Below are 14,480 nucleotides of genomic sequence, written 5' to 3' on the forward strand. Positions count from 1 at the left end.
GCTGCTCCGCCGGCCTCGGAACCGACCAACACCGCCCCGGCCAGCCAGATGGGCAAGCTCGGGTAACGGGTCACGCCATGGCTTCAGGTACGGCAGTGGCAACATACTGCCACAACCTGGCGCAGCCATGGCAGATGAAGCCTCCCTCGGCCAGCGAGTGACCGGACAGGTGCCACCCCGGCAGGCTGCCGTTCTGTTGTCCGAGCGCCTTGGCCGCATGCTTCCAGAGCGGTGGCCCCAATTCCTCGATGGCCGCATGGTCGGCGGTCGTGCGGCCTGCCAGCGCCTCGTCCATGTCCAGAAGCACGGTGGTGGGCAAATTGCGGCGGACCGCCCGGCTGATCGGGCGCATGGCCGAGCGTGGGATACGGAACGGGGCGCCGGGCGACCACTTCTTCCGCTCGACGATGACAGGGTCCAACGGAAGAAACAGCAGCCGTTCGAAGAGCAGCGGTCGAGGCGGCCGAAGTGTTGCCAGCCGCGGGCGCAGCAGCAGGCGGAGTGTCTTCAGCCGTTCCGGGTCGCCGATTTTATCGGCCAGCTTCATGATCTGGATGATTTCCTGGTCGGACAGTCCTGCGACCAGCCGGCCGCCGCTATGTCTGGCCGCGTGAAGGAGATCGTCGAGTTGCACCTCGGCGGCGCGGTGGTTCGGATGGCGAGGCGGCGGGAGCGCCAATGGCCCGGTGAAAGCCGGCCCGGCTGACGGTGCGACATTTGCCGTTCCTGGGTTGCGCCAGCTTTGCGCCAGGTCGAGCCCCACGCTTTCCGTCATCTGGATGACCCGGGCCAGCGCAGCCCATAGACCTGTAGAGGATTTCGTCATCGTGGGGGCATTCGCCTGCTTTATGTTCCTGGTGTGATGTGAGCCGTCGCGGCACTCCGTGAAAAATTCCTATCCAGGGATGAACGGTTCGTTAACAAAATTGGTAACGAATTGCTGAGGATCGCATGACGATTTGGCACTCCCCTTCCGCGACACTCACGCCAGGGTCTTTTCGGGTTGCGGGGGAGGGACTGTTGACGGGGGCACCAAGGCCAGGTCTCTGATCTGGTGGGATGGGGACGCGATCCGACTTTCGGGCCTGCCGGACGAGGCGATGACCCTGAGCGGTGCGTTCCGGCCGCTGCGTCACTGCGGCAAGCAACGTTGCGGGGTCTGCCAGCGGACGATGGCCCGCAGAAGATTGCCGGGACCGCCTGCACCGCAGAACACGACGCAATCACGGCGCACGGCGTGCGCGTGCTGCATGAGAAACAAACTTTTTCACATGGGTCTGCCCGTCACACCCGCCAACCGGAACACTCATGCGCGCAACAGGCGCCAGGGTTGTATTTCGTGGCAGTAAAACAACCAATACGCGAGTGTTGTTATGATGATATGCCATCAAGTCCTTCAAAAAAGCCGGCTTGCAGCCGGATCGGAGTGGTATGCAACTGAAGCGAGTGGCCGTTCTGGTGGCCGGGATGGCGCTGGGGGGAATCGGTGCGTGGCCGGCCGGGGCGCAGGCGCCGGGCGGGCTCGGTGCCGCGACAGGTGACGTGGTGGCGGCACTGACACGGCAATACGGCGCCCCCGACCAGCGGCGGCAGTGCTGGAAAGCGCGAACGCCGCCGCGGCAGGGACAGTCGGGGATCACGGCCTGCCTGCAGGTGGCGCAGAACTGGCGGGTGGAGACCGCCGCGGGACCGCAGTTGTTCGTGCTGCTGGCGGGGAACGGCCCGCAGGACTGCCATGCCTGCGCAGGGGTGATCGGCCTGTTCAGCTTCGTCCAGGCGAATGGACGCTGGACGGTGGCGGCGAAGCTGCCGGCGACGGAGGACGGCGCCTATGGCGAGCCGACCGGAGCGGCGGCCTTCCAGGTGTTGCAGTTCGGACCTGCGACCTGGGGCTGGATACAGAAGACCGGGTATTTTGCCATGGGTGAAGGAACCGAGAGCTACATGGTATGGCTGCCGCGCAGGGGGGGCATCGTCGAAGCGGGGAACCTGCCGGCGGGATATGACAATTCCGGCGCCTGTGACGAGGAGCCGCAGACCGGGTCCGGGCACGAGTGCCGGCGCTTATCGGCGACGCTGCAGGTGGACCGCTCCGGGGGGAACGGAGATGCCTGGTCGCTGCGCATGGAGGTCACTGGCATGCACGGGGCCAGGCAGGTGCGGGCGGGATTCACGGTGCCGTTCGACCCCGTGCGCTTCCGCTATTCCCCGCCGAAAGCGCTGGAGGAATTTATTTCCTGAACGGCCGCCGCCACAGCCGTGATGGCTCACGGGGGGTGGCGCGAGGGGGGCGGGCGCTGAGATGTGAATCTCGATCCGGGCGCCGCCCCCTCCTCGCATCTGGCTGACCGGGGCTGAAAAGATCAGATGGTGCCGGGGCCGGAAGGGGCCGTAGATCGTGACCTGCGGTGGCGGGACGTGCTGAGGCGCTTTGGTTTGAACAAGACTGTCGGAAATTGCAGTGATCCCGTGCCAATCGGTGAAGTGCGCCTAATATCCACCCGACCCCCCGATGGCCCCCCGCTTGCCAATCCCCAGGTATGTAAAGGTCCAGGAGATCTCGAAAGGCTCCCACCAGGTCACGCCGGTTTCACGACTGATATGCCGGTACACGCCTTCTTCCGGAGGTGTGACCCGAACAACAACCTGGTACGTCCCGACGCCGTTGAGTTTCACGTTGGCGCCGTAATGCGGTCCGTAATTGGCGATGGCCGGTTCCAGGCGGCCAACGGCCTGCCAATTGGAGTCCGGCCTGGAAAGCTTATACGTAACTCCTAAATAGGGAATCCAGGATTGCCGGAAAAATCCCAAGGGATTGTTTGCCATCGCATTGATGTATAGCTGGAAATAGATATCAGCGGTTTCGCTGCTTGCCGCTCCTCTGTCGAGGGTGACCGGCTGAATATAATCTGCAGCAATAACCATGCCGTTTCGCTTGACGGTGTGACCATCGTTAAGCTTCATTTGGGTCGCATTGCCTTGGCTGGCCGCCAACACGATCAGACAGCATATAAATAAAGATCGCATCATCTGAAGAAAAAATCTCATGATTGTTTTCCTTTTTACGGTGCGAGATTGCGCGGCCTTGTGCTGAGCCGGGTCAGCCTGCTCCAGGGGGGCCAAAAATCGCGATCCACCAGGCGAAGCCGGTTGCGGCACTGCCTGCAATGCCGGGAAGCAGCGCCATCACCCGGCGGAACCCCCTCACGTTCTGCTCGGCCAGAATGCGGTTGCCGAGATGGACGCTCCAGAGCAGCCCCATTGCCAACAGCACTTCCTTGGCAATGTCTGGCGCGGAGTCTCCAAAATATCCAAGGGGCAGGAACAGGTTGTAGCCGAGGCCGATGATCAGGGAAACCAGGCAAACCGGCGCGTACTGATAGCCAAGTTCAAGGAAGCGCTGATACAGCGTGCCGGTCGCTGCCTTGCTGCCGGCCAGATAAGCGGACGCCAGTGTTGCCAGCCCCAACACGACGGCTGTGCCCCCCGCCCAGACCAGCATGTAGCCGCTGATCAGGATGAAATCGAGCCAGTTGAAGACCTCGCCACGTTCCGGATGCACGCTCATCAGCCAGGATGGACCCGTCCCGCCAATCCAGGAATGGCCATGCGACAGCGCCCAGACGCCCAGGTTCTGGCGCATCTCCTGATAAGATTCCAGGACCAGCCACAGAAATCCACCGAGTGCCGTGCCGATGCCGATGAAGAAGAACGCCACCTCCATGACATTTGGGTTGTAGTGGCGAATCTGCTCGATTTCCATGCCGGGGCGACGGAAGCTCATCTTTTGCCCGCCGCCGCTCTCCGGATGCACGCACTTGAAGCACTCGATGCAGTGGCGTGATTCATCCTTCCGATTAATGTCGATCATTGTCGGGCACATGCCGCGTTCAGCATAACGATTCTCGCCAGGGGCACGGCGCTTCGGCCAGAACTGGACAACACCCAGCCGCGAGAACAGCCCCAGGAGCAAACCGACCGGACAGGTATGACGGCACCAGGCACGCTTGCCCTGCGCGAACAGCACGCCGAACAGCACCGCGCAGGCAAACATGCCACCGAACAGCAGCATCACGCTTTCCGGATGCTCGCGTACGCCGGTCGTCTGGCCCAGAATGGTGATGATCAGGAAGCTGACATGCGGCGTGCCTTCCCAGCGCATCCAGCTTGGGATCGGGCGGTGCAGGCCGTAGCGGCTGGCCCATTCCGAGGACGCCCCCATCGGACAGAAGATGCCGCACCAGCTTCGGCCAGTGAACACCACCGAAATCAGCACCAGTGGAAACCACAAGCTCCATAGCAGGTAGTTCGCGAACAACCCCCAATGGGTGTAGCGCGTGTCCTCCAGCGCCGGCTCCCCCAGGAACGGCGGCACGAAAATGATCGAAACAAAGACGATCAGAAAGATGAATTGGGATATGAGGAACTTGTCGTGATGGTGGGCGAGAAACCGCTCCAACCTGTCGGCAAGGCCGCGTCTGGCGTCCAACATTCTCCGCTCCGTGCTCCGTTTTTGAACCTGCTTGTCCGCCGCACCGACCACGCCGTGACAACGGACGATTCAGCGTGCCGCCACCATGGCCGGGGACGATGACGGGGAAGGGGAAGGGGAAGGGGAAGGGGAAGGGGAAGGAGATGACGCCGGGGCGATCGCGGCAAACAGCCGGGCCGCCGCCCTGGCCACCCGGAGTTGATATTGCGCGCTCAGCGCCGGCGTATGAGAATGATAATATCCAATTGCTTTAATAATATCGCCTTTGGCTTCATCAATGTATATTTTCATTATTGCTCCCGCGATTGCAATGTTGAAACATGGCTTTTCAACAAGGTTTTTATAAATTTCCTCGGGTTTCATGCCAATTTTCGCAGAAAACACTGGCACCCATAATGTATTTATCTGCATCACGCCGAGATCTTTGCTGTCGTTTTTGTTGACGCTTTCCATCCCGGGCTTTCCACCTTCAACGGCCTGGATCGCGGGCAGCACGCGCGGTGGCAGGCCGAAGGCGGTCGAAACCGTCAACATGCAGGCGAGGTAGGGAATCGACATCGCCTGCCTATCTCCCGATCAGCTGCATCAGCAGACAGATCCAGCCGGCCGCGCCGAGGAAAGTACCGAAGGGCACGTGCTCGAAACGCGCGGCGCGGCCGGTTGGCCACAGGACCGCCAGGGTGACGAGCGCTCCCAGGCTGGCCAGCAACAGCATCGGTGCGAGCATCTGCCAGCCGAACCAGGCACCGAGCGCGGCCAGCAGCTTGAGGTCGCCCTCGCCCATGCCGTCGCGGTCGCGCAGCAACCGGTAGAGGCGCGACACCATCCACAGGACGCCATACCCGGCCACCGCCCCCAGCACCGCTTCCGGCAATGACACGAAGCGGCCGTGCAAATTGGCCAGCAGCCCAAGCCAGAGCAGCGGCAACACAATGACATCCGGCAACAGCCGCTGTTCAAGATCGATCACCGCCAGGGCCAGCAAGGCGGCCGTCAGCACCGAAGCCAGTGCCAGTGTGCCGGGCGATTGCGGCACAAGGGCCGCCAGCAGGCCGAAGCCCAGGCCGCACGCCAGTTCCACCATCGGATAGCGCGCGGAAATAGGGGCCCGGCAATGACCGCAGCGCCCGCGCAGCAGCAGGTAACTGAGCAGCGGGATATTCTGCCATGGCCGCACCGGCTGCGCGCAATGCGGACACTGTGACGGCGGCCAGAACAGCGTCAGGCGCCTGGCTGGCAGCGCCGCTTCCGTCGGTTCGGCCTCGTGCAGCGCGGTCAGCCATTGCTGTTCGAGCATCAGAGGCAGCCGGTGGATGACGACATTCAGGAAGCTGCCGACCGCAAGGCCAAGTCCGGCCAGTGCCGGCAGCAGGATCTGGAGGGGAATCGACGCGGCAGGCGACATGGGCATGCTCAGAGCGAATTGAGGAAACGAATGAGTGCCGCACGATCCACGGCGGTCAGGGCCCGAAAGGCCTGGCTGGCACCCGCGGCCTCTCCGCCGTGCCAGAGGATCGCCTCCTCGAGGCCGCGCGCACGACCGTCATGCAGGAAGAACGTGTGGCCATTGACGCGCTGGCGCAGGCCGATCCCCCACAACGGTGCGGTTCGCCACTCCTGCCCCGAGGCAGCGAAGCTGGGACGGTGATCGGCCAGACCCTCGCCCATGTCGTGCAGCAGCAAATCGGTGTAGGGATGAATTCGCTGGTTGCGCAGCCGCCGCAACGGATGGTCATCCCCGGTGAGAATGTCGGTGCGATGGCAGGCAATGCAGCCAATCCCCCGGAACAGGGCTTCCCCCTGCAGCACCTGCGGATCATCGATGCCGGCACGGCCCGGCACACCCAGCAACTGCACGTACGTGGCGACATCCTCGATCGCCTGATCACGAAACTCCGGCTGGCCCGCGGGTCCCGAGGGCGGCGTGGCGCGGCAGGCATCGATGGTGGCCATGCAGGCCTCGGCGGGATGGATGCGGCTGGTCACGCCCATGTCGTTGACCGCGGCGCCGGCGCTCTGGTTGAGCACCGAACTTTCCTCGGCCTTCCAGCCGAAACGGCCGATGCGCATCCGCCGCTGCGCCGGGTCCCAGACGATATTCGGATGGCCGCGCACGGCCCCGCCCGACTGGGCATTCTCCTGCGTCCAGCGCCGCAAGGTGATGTCCGGGACCGCCTCCAGCAGGCCGAGCCCGAACACGCCGGGCGGGACGCGCAGCGACAGCATGGTCTCCGCTCCGATCTCGCCGTAGCCAGGTTCCGTCAGCCGGATCTGCGGCCGACGCAGGCTGAAGGGCTGGCCGTCCGGATAACGGTCCGGCAGCTCGATCCAGCTTATGTCGACGCGTCCGGCCGGAGCCATGCCGGGCACGGCCCGGTCGGCGAACTGACCGCCATAGACCGGGTGGGGTCTCGGGCCACCATGCGCGTCCTGCCCGGGGACGCTGATCCGCACCAGTGCGTTGCCCGGTTGCGAGGGATCCGATGGGCCGTCGCGGAAATGGCAGGATTCGCAGGAAACGTTGTTGTACAGCGGCCCGAGCCCATACCCCTCGACACCGTGGGAGGCGGGGTCGGCCGGCTTGAAGCGGCGGGCGAAATCGCCGTCGCCGTTATTGAAGGCCGCTTCCAACTGCCAGGGCAGGTTCGGGGCCGGTTGCGAGTAGCTGCGGGTGCCGAAGCGGAAATGCGTCAGGTCGCCGGCCAACAGGGCACGCGGGTCCGCTCCGCGCAGTGGCGCCATTTCCTCGGGCCTGTTCCCGTAGGCCGGAACAAACCGGCTGGAGACGAAATGGTAGCCAAGCACCAGCACCGAAACGCCACACAGGCCCGCCAGCAGGCGGCGGCGGAGGCGACCAGGAGGGCGCGTGGCGAAGACAGAGCGTGGCATTTCTCAGATCTCCGTCCGGTTCGACGGCAACGTGAAGGTCGGACATGGCGGGTCGATCGCCGGCAGCGGTCCGGCGGGAAGATGCTTCATGGCGGCTGCCTCGCGTCCACCAGGGGAAAGCGCAGGTCATAGCCGCGCCGCTCCGGCAGGTCGGTGCGGCCGTCCTGGTCGGTGAAGACGAACAACGTCATTTCACCGGCCCTGGTGGAACTGACCACGCCGGGAATGGGCGTGGCACTTGTGGAGGGAACCAGCGTGCAGCCGCCCGCCGCCAGCCCCAGCAGCAGCAGAGCGGCGACCGGCCGCAGCGACAGGCCGGTCATTGCAGGCCCGTCCTGGACGAAGGCTGGGGGATTCGGGCTCCGCCACCGGTCAGCGCGGCGATGACCTCGCCGAACGGCCGGTCCGACAGGAAATAGCCCGTGGTACTGGCAAGCGGCCCGTTGCCGGAGGCCAGCGTCGGCCGTTCGAAGCTGACGGCCTGCCAGCGTCCCAGCAATTGGCGCGGATCAAGCTCTGCCGGGGTGCCGGCGAGGTTGCGTATCGTCGCCACGGTGGCATAGAGCCCGCCCTGCCGCCAGGCGGCGCGTGGCACGATCTGCAGTGTTGCCGCGGCAAGAAGCTGCACGGTCGGCTCGGCAGGCAGCGGCATGAACGAGAGCTGCAGGTTCTCGGGCCTGAGCCCGGAATCGGCCAGGCGGGTGGCCCGCGCCAGCGCGATCAGTGCCTCGGGGGCGGCCTTCTGGCCATAGGTTTTGGAAGCCGCGAACCCGTCGGTGGGCAGCATCGAATTGCCCGAATTGGCTGCGACGCGATCCTGCGAAGTGGTTTCCGCCTCGGCCGGGGTGAAGAAGATATGCGGCGTGATGAGGACGACGATTTCCTTGCGGCTGTCCTCGTTGTCGATCCGCTTGAAGAAGAAGCCGAGCAGCGGTACGTCGGCCAGGATCGGCACCCGGTCCTGGTTGCGTGTGGTCTGGCGGCGGATCAGTCCGCCCATGGCCACCGACAACCCATCCCGGGCGGTGACCACACCCTGGATGTTGGAGGTGCTGACGGTGTCGATCGCCAGCTCCTGGATGTTGCCGGCAGTGTCGGTGACCGGCAAGGATCCGGCACCGATGTTGACGGTGGAATCGTCGTGCTGCACCAGCAGCGTCACGGTACGGTCGCTGTTGATGCGCGGCACGATGCGCAGCGTGGTGCCGATGTCGCGTTGCTCGGTCTGGGCCGTGAAGTACGTGGTCGTGGCGCCGGTCGTCCCGACCGTGGTGGTCTGGCTGAAGCCGGTGACGATCACCCGCTCCTCGCCGATGAACAACTGCGCGGGGGTGGAATTGGTTGCCATGATCATCGGGGTGGCGAGGATATGCACCCGGTTCTGGCTTTCCAGGATCTGCAGGTTTGCCGTCAGTTGCTTGCTGACGACCTGAAACAGCAGCGTGCCCGTCGTCGTGCCCGTCGAGTTTCCCAGCCCCAGCACGCTCGAACCACCGGCCACCGTCATGTCGAACACCGAATTGAAGCCCTTGCCGATGCTCAGCTCCAGCACCTTCATCTCCAGCAGGACCTGCGGCGTCGGACGGTCGCTTTCGGCCACCACGCGGGCGATCTGATCGATGGCTTCCTCGTCGCTGCTGCGGACGTAGAGAATGTTGTGCAGGCGGTTGACGGTGACATAGACGCTCGGGTCCTGATTGCGCACGCTGGCCAGGGCGGTCTCCGAGACCTTCGGCATGGCCTCTGCCCCCTCGCCGAGTGACATCTCCTGCAGCAGCCGGATCTGCTCGGGCGTCAGATTGCCATTGCCGCTGCGTTGACCGGCGAGGTTGGCCAGGTTGTCCTGTCCGCTCTGGCCGCCACCGCCGGCGCTTCCCTGCACGGCGGTGGCTGTCGATGTGCTGCCGGTCCCGCCGCTGAAGGCGACGCTGCTGCCGCTGCGCCCGCCGCTGCGGCCGATGGCGCGCTGGAATTCCTGCAGCGCGTCATCCTGGCCGATCGTCAGTTTCACGCGGTCGCCGAACAGCGCCTTGATCGCACGCGCGGTGTCGATGACATTCTGGTGCCGCAAGGTGAAGGTGCGCGTGTAGTTTTCGCGAAAGACAATCAGATTGTCCTGATACTCGCGCGCTGTCATCAGCGTGTACACGCCGGTGGCACGATTGCGGTTGAACCAGAGACCGGCGACCCGCGACATCGATTCGATCGCCTGGCGCACCGAGGCCCGGCGGAGATAGAGCGAGATCACCCGTTGTCCGGCCGCCTCGGTGGCAACGATGTTGATCCCGCTTTGCGCGGCGATGACCCGGACCGCATCGAGGATCCTGGCTTCCTTGAATTCCAGCGTATCGAAGACATGGCCCTCGGCAGGGCCGACCGATGGCGCCGCCGCCGGCAGCGGGACGGATATCAGGCTCAGCCCGATGGCGAGGATGCCGGCGCGCAGGAAGGAGAGGAATGACATCACGGACGATTCAACGGATGATGATCAACTGACCAAGAGAGCCCACCTCGACGATCAGGCTCAGTTCGGTGATCTCGCGTACCTTGAGCACCGTCTCGTTGCTGCCACCAGGCAGGCCGATGATATCGCCGATTTGCACCAGATAGACGCCGACCTTCTCCACTTCGAGCAGCGCCACGATCCCGCCTTTCGATTTTCCCTGTACCAGACCACGCAATTTCAGCTTCGGCAGGCGCATCGCGCCGGGATTGGGACGGAAATCTGCATTGCCGGTCAGGGCGCTCTTGCCGGACAGCCCAAGCACCCGCGCCGAGGGCGCGAAGGGATTGCGCAGCGGGCCCGGCGCTCCCGCCGCTTCTTCGGGACGTTCCTCCGCCGGGGCGGGGTCGGCGGGAAGGGGCGGCACTGCCTGTCCGGGCGGTGGCGCTGCGGTGGCCGTGGCCTGCAGGACCACGAGCAGCAGCATCGTGGCCGACAGGCAACGCGACCGGCCGCGACGACGGCCGGCACCGGCCAGGCAGACGCGGGGCAGGGCACCATCCGGCATGGAAGGACTCAGCTTCATTGGCACAATATCCCGCATCGCTGCGCCAGCCGTTGCTGCACGTGCGAGCGGAACGGGTGTCTTCCACGGGGCGCTGGCTCAATTCTGGGGAAGCAAGGAATTTGATCGATGGACGTCGCATTCAGATGTTTCCTGCCCCACCCGTGGCGGCCCGCAGGATCGCCTGATAGATCGCGAAATAAATCAGGCCGACCATGCCGCCCACCACCAGGATCATCGCCGGTTCAAGCCAGGTGATCATCAGCTTGACGCGGGCGGTCAACTGGCGGTCATAGTAACGTCCCGCCTGCGCCAGCACCTCGCTCAGTTCACCGGAGCGCTCGCCGACCCCCACCATCTGGCAGATCAAAGGCGGGATGTTCGCCTGTCGCACGCTGCTGGTCAGCGGCCGTCCGCGCACGATTTCCTCGCGCATTTTGCGGAACGACCGGGCCAGGGACGCATTGTCGGTGACCCGCGCCACCACCTCCAGCCCCTCCAGCATGGTCAGGCCGCTGGCCAGCAGCATCGCCAGCGTCTGGCTGAACCGGGCCATGGCGGCGGTGCGCAGGGCGTAGCCGACCAGCGGCAGGCGCAGCAGCACGACATCGATCACGAACTTGCCGCGGGCGGTGGTGTAGGCGGCCAGGATCAGGAACAGGCCGAGGCCGAGCCCGCCCGCCAGATAGAGGCCATACACCTCCAGCCAGTCCGACAAGGCGATGAACCTGCCGAGCAGGAACGGCATGGCCTGCCGCCGGCCGGCAAAGAACTTGGCATAGGCCGGCACCACGAAGCGCAGCAGCGCCCACATGAGCAGCACCGCCGAGAGCATGACGATCGAGGGATACAGCGTTGCGCTGAACAGGTTGCGCTTCATCTCCAGGCTGCGCTCAAGGCTGTCGGCCAGACGCTCCAGCACCAGCGCCAGGTCGCCGCTGGCCTCTCCCGCCGCCACCAGCGCGGCGGCCAGGGGCGGGAACAACCGCCCCTCCCGCTGCATCGCCTGGGACAGGCTGGCCCCGCTGTGGATCGCCTCCACCATCCGCAACGAGGCCCGCTCCAGCGCGAGCTTGCCGCAGAGCGGGGCCGTGGATTTCAACGCATCCACCACGGTGCTGCCGGAGGAAACCATCAGGGCCAGTTGGTAGAAGAAGAAGATCTGGTCGCCGCTGCGCACCGGCAGGCGGCGCAGCAGCCGTGCCGGCAGCAGCTCACGCGCCACCTGCCACGCCATCCCCCGCAGGCCGCGCGGCGCGCCGCCTTCGTGCAGGCGCACCACCCGCAACGAGCGCCGGCGCAGTTCCATGCCGGCGGCGCGCAGTGAATCCGCTTCCAGCACGCCGCTGTGCTCGCGTCCGCCACGGTCCAGGGCCAGATAGGAGAAGCTCGGCATGTGTCCTGCGCTCCGCCTAGGGATCGATGGCCAGCGCGGCCACTTCGTCGAGCGAGGTGATGCCTTCCAGCACCTTGCGGCGGGCATCCTCGGCCAGCGGCATGGCGCCGCTGGCCGCCCGGATCGCGTGTTCGTCGGCGCCCCCGGCAATCTGGCGGGCCAGCGCGGCGTCGAGGCTGACCGCGCCATACAGGCCGATCCGCCCGGCATAGCCGCTGCCCAGGCAATGGGGACATCCCACCGCCTCGTGCAGTTCGAGCCCCTCGGCGGGGCGACGCAATCGGTCCGCTTCCGCCGCTGTGGCCGGCCGTCGCCGCCGGCAATGCGGGCACAGGCGCCGCACCAGGCGCTGCGCCACCACCCCCACCACCGTGGCGGCGACCAGATGCCGGTCGCAGCCGATGTCCACCAGCCGGGTCAGCGCCGCCGCGGCATCGTTGGTGTGCAGTGTCGCCAACACCAGATGGCCGGTCAGGCCGGCCTTGAGGGCGATGTCGGCGGTCTCGCCATCACGGATCTCGCCGACCAGGATGATGTCCGGGTCGTGCCGCAGGAAGGACCGCAGCGCCTGCGCGAAACTGACTTTCGCTCCGACCTCCACCTGGGTCAGACCGTCGATCACCTGCTCCACCGGGTCCTCGACGGTGAGGATGTTGCTGGTCTCGTGGTCGAGCGCGCGCAGCGCCGCATAGAGCGTCGTGGTCTTGCCGCTGCCGGTCGGGCCGGTGATCAGCACGAGCCCGTGCGGACGCGCCAGCATGCCGCGGAAGCCGGCCAGGAGGGCCGGCGGCATCTGCAGGTCCTCGAGGCGGAACTCGCCGGTCTGCTGGCCGAGCAGGCGCATCGTCACCCGCTCGCCCCAGCGGGTGGACACAGTGGCGACACGCACGTCGAACTCGCCGCTGGCCTGACCGCCCAGGCGGAAGCTGAAGCTGCCGTCCTGCGGCGCGCGGTGCTCGGCGATATCGAGCTGCGCCAGCGCCTTGATGCGGTTCAGCAACCCGATGCCCTCGGCGGTGGTCAGCGGGCGGCGGAAGCGCTGCAGGCGGCCATCGACCCGCAGCCGCACCTGCATGTCCTCGCGCCGTGGCTCCAGGTGGATATCGGAGGCGCGGCGCAGCCAGGCTTCCTGGAACAGCTCCTCCATCAGCGCCACCGGATTGGCGGCCGGCTCGGCCCCCGGCTCGTTGCCGCGGCGCAGGCCGCGCAGCAGCAGGATGCGCAGCGTGTCGGGATCGGCGAAAGCCTCCGTGAAATGCTCCTCGCTCACCCGGCGCAACGCTTCGCGCGCCGCCTCGTCATCGGGATCGGACAGCACCAGCACCAGCCCCCCCTGCGGCGGGCGCGAGGGCAGGAACAGGCGGCTGCGCACCAGGTTCGCCGGCAGCCGGCCGAGCAGCAGCAGGTCGGGATGGATCTGCTGGTCGGAGAGGAACGGGATCTGCCGGGCGCGCGCCAGGGCGTGGTACAGCGCGGTGATCGGCAGGCGGCATGACTGCATGACCATGTCGAGCAGCCGCACCCGCTCGCGACGGGCGCGCAGGCGCAGGGACGGCAGCAGGTCCGGGTCGATCAGCCCGGCGCCCAGCGCCGCCTCGATCAGGGTTTCCTCGGCGATCACCGCTGGATCCCGCCGCGCAGCAATTCGGCCAGCACGGCCGGGTTCGGGGTGGCGCGCTCGGCGATGTCCGGCAGGATGCGACGCCCCTGCACCAGCATGGCGAGCGATTGCTCCAGCGTCTGCATGCCATCCTGCATGCCGGTCTGCATGGTGCCGTAGATCTGCCGGGAGCGTCCCTTGTCGATCATGTTGGCCACGGCCGAGGTGACCATCAGCACCTCGACCGCGGCCACCCGTCCCTTGCCGTCGCGCAACGGCAGCAGGCGCTGCGCGATCACCGCCCGCAGCGTCATCGCCAGCCGTTGCCGCGCCAGGGGCTGCTCGTCGGCGGGGAAACTGCCGACCACGCGCTCGATGGCACCCACGGCATCGTTGGTGTGCAGGGTGGAGAACACCAGATGTCCGGTCTCGGCCGCGGTCAGCGCGGTACGGATGGTCTCCAGGTCGCGCATCTCGCCCACCAGCAGCACATCCGGGTCCTCGCGCAGCGCGGCCCGTACGGCGCTCGGGAAATCCGGCACGTCGGCCAGCAACTCGCGCTGGTGGATCAGGCTGCGGCCGTTCTCGTGGACGAACTCGATCGGGTCCTCGATGGTGATGACATGGCAGTCGCGGGTGCGGTTCACCTCCGCCAGCAGGGCGGCCAGGGTGGTGCTCTTGCCGCTGCCGGTGGCGCCGGTGACCAGCACCAGCCCATCGTGCAGCGCCGCCAGGGCGCGCAGCCGCGCGGGCAGGCCCAGTGCTTCCAGCGAGCGGAACCGGTTGTCGAGATGGCGCAGCGCCAGGCACAGACCGCCGCGCGCGAAGTAGACATTCACCCGGAAGCGTTCGGCGCCGACACCGATCCCAAGATCGACCTGCCGGTCGGCTTCCAGCATGCCGGCCTGCCGGGGGCTCAGGATCGACAGCACCATGACGCGCAGGGTGTCGTTGTCCCAGCAATGCGCCGGATCGCTGCGCAGCGCGCCATTGAGGCGAAAGCAGGTCGGCAACCCGGCGGAGACATGCACATCGGATGCCCCCAGCGAGACCATTTCGCTCAGCAGCGCCACCAGTCGGGAATCGTGCATGACG

At 66.1% G+C, this 14,480-nt stretch carries 13 protein-coding genes; 1 reads left to right on the top strand and 12 read right to left on the bottom strand.

The window, feature by feature from the left end; translation table 11 throughout:
- Nucleotides 1–70 precede the first annotated feature (70 nt).
- Nucleotides 71–763, bottom strand: a complete 693-nt coding sequence (locus tag NBY65_RS18795; RefSeq protein ID WP_150040318.1) for a hypothetical protein — start codon at nt 761–763, stop codon at nt 71–73.
- A gap of 668 nt (nt 764–1,431) precedes the next feature.
- Between NBY65_RS18795 and NBY65_RS18800 the strand changes: the two genes are divergently transcribed.
- Nucleotides 1,432–2,241 (top strand): hypothetical protein, encoded by an 810-nt coding sequence (locus NBY65_RS18800; protein ID WP_150040317.1) that lies wholly within the window; start codon nt 1,432–1,434, stop codon nt 2,239–2,241.
- Between the two features lie 249 nt (nt 2,242–2,490).
- Here NBY65_RS18800 and NBY65_RS18805 read toward each other — a convergent pair whose 3' ends face one another.
- From NBY65_RS18805 to NBY65_RS18855, 11 genes are all read right to left on the bottom strand, one after another.
- Nucleotides 2,491–3,048, bottom strand: coding sequence for an iron transporter (locus NBY65_RS18805; protein ID WP_150040316.1), 558 nt, complete (start codon nt 3,046–3,048; stop codon nt 2,491–2,493).
- A 52-nt stretch (nt 3,049–3,100) separates the two neighbouring features.
- Nucleotides 3,101–4,492, bottom strand: a complete 1,392-nt coding sequence (locus NBY65_RS18810) for a 4Fe-4S binding protein (protein ID WP_150040315.1) — start codon at nt 4,490–4,492, stop codon at nt 3,101–3,103.
- Between the two features lie 69 nt (nt 4,493–4,561).
- Nucleotides 4,562–5,050 (bottom strand): lytic transglycosylase domain-containing protein, encoded by a 489-nt coding sequence (locus NBY65_RS18815; RefSeq protein WP_250265700.1) that lies wholly within the window; start codon nt 5,048–5,050, stop codon nt 4,562–4,564.
- 7 nt (nt 5,051–5,057) lie between these two features.
- Entirely contained in the window at nt 5,058–5,897 is an 840-nt protein-coding gene (locus NBY65_RS18820; RefSeq protein ID WP_203330445.1) for a prepilin peptidase, read from the bottom strand.
- Nucleotides 5,898–5,905: 8 nt separating this feature from the next.
- Nucleotides 5,906–7,381, bottom strand: coding sequence for a di-heme oxidoreductase family protein (locus NBY65_RS18825; protein ID WP_150040312.1), 1,476 nt, complete (start codon nt 7,379–7,381; stop codon nt 5,906–5,908).
- Nucleotides 7,382–7,467: 86 nt separating this feature from the next.
- Nucleotides 7,468–7,704, bottom strand: a complete 237-nt coding sequence (locus NBY65_RS18830; RefSeq protein ID WP_150040311.1) for a hypothetical protein — start codon at nt 7,702–7,704, stop codon at nt 7,468–7,470.
- Nucleotides 7,701–9,845 (bottom strand): DUF3438 family protein, encoded by a 2,145-nt coding sequence (locus tag NBY65_RS18835; protein ID WP_150040310.1) that lies wholly within the window; start codon nt 9,843–9,845, stop codon nt 7,701–7,703. Before NBY65_RS18835 ends, NBY65_RS18830 begins: the two co-directional genes overlap by 4 nt.
- Nucleotides 9,846–9,855: 10 nt before the next feature.
- A complete protein-coding gene (locus NBY65_RS18840; RefSeq protein ID WP_150040309.1) occupies nt 9,856–10,410 on the bottom strand; it encodes a pilus assembly protein PilP in 555 nt (184 codons plus the stop codon).
- A gap of 121 nt (nt 10,411–10,531) precedes the next feature.
- Nucleotides 10,532–11,785: a type II secretion system F family protein gene (locus NBY65_RS18845; protein WP_162530502.1), complete on the bottom strand. Its 1,254-nt coding sequence runs from the start codon at nt 11,783–11,785 to the stop codon at nt 10,532–10,534.
- A 16-nt stretch (nt 11,786–11,801) separates the two neighbouring features.
- Nucleotides 11,802–13,406 carry a GspE/PulE family protein gene (locus NBY65_RS18850; protein WP_250265701.1) on the bottom strand — a complete coding sequence of 535 codons (1,605 nt, stop codon included), beginning with the start codon at nt 13,404–13,406 and terminating at the stop codon, nt 11,802–11,804.
- A complete protein-coding gene (locus NBY65_RS18855) occupies nt 13,403–14,476 on the bottom strand; it encodes a type IV pilus twitching motility protein PilT (RefSeq protein ID WP_150040306.1) in 1,074 nt (357 codons plus the stop codon). Before NBY65_RS18855 ends, NBY65_RS18850 begins: the two co-directional genes overlap by 4 nt.
- Nucleotides 14,477–14,480: the final 4 nt, after the last annotated feature.

This window comes from Rhodovastum atsumiense (genome assembly GCF_937425535.1).
GTDB lineage: Bacteria > Pseudomonadota > Alphaproteobacteria > Acetobacterales > Acetobacteraceae > Rhodovastum > Rhodovastum atsumiense.

What these genes read in the sequence shown, in the direction of transcription:
- NBY65_RS18800 (WP_150040317.1), top strand. Translation starts at nt 1,432, where the DNA reads ATGCAACTGAAGCGAGTGGCCGTTCTGGTGGCCGGGATGGCGCTGGGG.
- NBY65_RS18835 (WP_150040310.1), bottom strand. Translation starts at nt 9,845, where the DNA reads ATGTCATTCCTCTCCTTCCTGCGCGCCGGCATCCTCGCCATCGGGCTG.
- NBY65_RS18825 (WP_150040312.1), bottom strand. Translation starts at nt 7,381, where the DNA reads ATGCCACGCTCTGTCTTCGCCACGCGCCCTCCTGGTCGCCTCCGCCGC.
- NBY65_RS18840 (WP_150040309.1), bottom strand. Translation starts at nt 10,410, where the DNA reads ATGAAGCTGAGTCCTTCCATGCCGGATGGTGCCCTGCCCCGCGTCTGC.
- NBY65_RS18805 (WP_150040316.1), bottom strand. Translation starts at nt 3,048, where the DNA reads ATGAGATTTTTTCTTCAGATGATGCGATCTTTATTTATATGCTGTCTG.
- NBY65_RS18855 (WP_150040306.1), bottom strand. Translation starts at nt 14,476, where the DNA reads ATGCACGATTCCCGACTGGTGGCGCTGCTGAGCGAAATGGTCTCGCTG.
- NBY65_RS18815 (WP_250265700.1), bottom strand. Translation starts at nt 5,050, where the DNA reads ATGTCGATTCCCTACCTCGCCTGCATGTTGACGGTTTCGACCGCCTTC.
- NBY65_RS18830 (WP_150040311.1), bottom strand. Translation starts at nt 7,704, where the DNA reads ATGACCGGCCTGTCGCTGCGGCCGGTCGCCGCTCTGCTGCTGCTGGGG.
- NBY65_RS18810 (WP_150040315.1), bottom strand. Translation starts at nt 4,492, where the DNA reads ATGTTGGACGCCAGACGCGGCCTTGCCGACAGGTTGGAGCGGTTTCTC.
- NBY65_RS18845 (WP_162530502.1), bottom strand. Translation starts at nt 11,785, where the DNA reads ATGCCGAGCTTCTCCTATCTGGCCCTGGACCGTGGCGGACGCGAGCAC.
- NBY65_RS18820 (WP_203330445.1), bottom strand. Translation starts at nt 5,897, where the DNA reads ATGTCGCCTGCCGCGTCGATTCCCCTCCAGATCCTGCTGCCGGCACTG.